Source organism: Oleiphilus sp. HI0125 (assembly GCF_001635355.1).
The window spans coordinates 1-880 of sequence record NZ_LWGF01000092.1 but is presented as its reverse complement, the minus strand read 5'-3'; the positions used below and the strand labels follow the sequence as shown (position 1 = coordinate 880).

The 880-nt window shown below is 45.7% G+C and carries 2 protein-coding genes; both read left to right on the top strand.

Annotated features, from left to right (window positions below):
- Positions 1–183: hypothetical protein (locus A3762_RS28115; RefSeq protein ID WP_231878694.1), on the top strand; the 183-nt coding region annotated here is incomplete at its 5' end.
- A 153-nt stretch (positions 184–336) separates the two neighbouring features.
- The coding region (gene zapE, locus A3762_RS28740; protein ID WP_369820652.1) for an AFG1/ZapE family ATPase at positions 337–880 on the top strand (544 nt) is incomplete at its 3' end.

The following is an 880-nucleotide window of genomic DNA, read 5'->3' as shown; positions in this document are numbered from 1 at the left end:
TCATCTATTGAAACGCTGAATACTTTTCTGCTCGATTACAAGCATACGTTGGTAAGGTTAGAGCATGTCACCTCGGACACCGAAGTTAAAATTACCCAAACCTTGAGGCTGCTGAATACAGAGAACATACGTTTATTTGAGTCAGCTGCGAGTCGACGAATTCGCGAATTTATCCAATCTTGAGAAGCACGTGTTTCCACCAGCCATAACCTCCGCTGTACTAGTTTTGTACAAGTTGAACTGCGAAATTTGAGCCTCTAATACAAATCCATTTGATACTCATACAGAGTACTTTATCGTCGAGTTTATAAACTCACTGACTCCATAACTAAGAAGATGATGATGAAGACGATGATAGAAAAACATCGCGTCGCTCAGCGGTGCTTTTCGATAGGCCCTGTGTCTGCGGCTTATGAACTCATGGTGGACGCGGGGGAGGTGCGACGAGATGACGCGCAAGTTGCTCTAGCAGCAAAATTAGATGACTTGCATGAGTCTCTTGCCTCGCTCCCGCCAGTACCCTTNCTTACCGACGAGCAGATAGAGAGCAGCCGTTCAAGCAGCAGACCACTGTTACTGGCACGATCTATGGCATCCGCCCAGTCTTTTCTTCGAAAGAAGTTTCATTTATGGTCCTTTGGTCTACCACCTCGGGGGATTTACATTCATGGACCGGTCGGGGTCGGCAAGAGTTTTCTAATGGATCTCTTTTACGCGTCGGTTAATGTTTTTGATGATTCGCGCTGCAATAATGACAGATTCAAACACGCAAAAATTACCAAACGCCGCGTCCACTTTCATGAATTCATGCTAGACGTCCATCATCGAATCTTTGTCTACAAACAGAAGCACCCACGAGGTGATGCGATTCCCATCATTG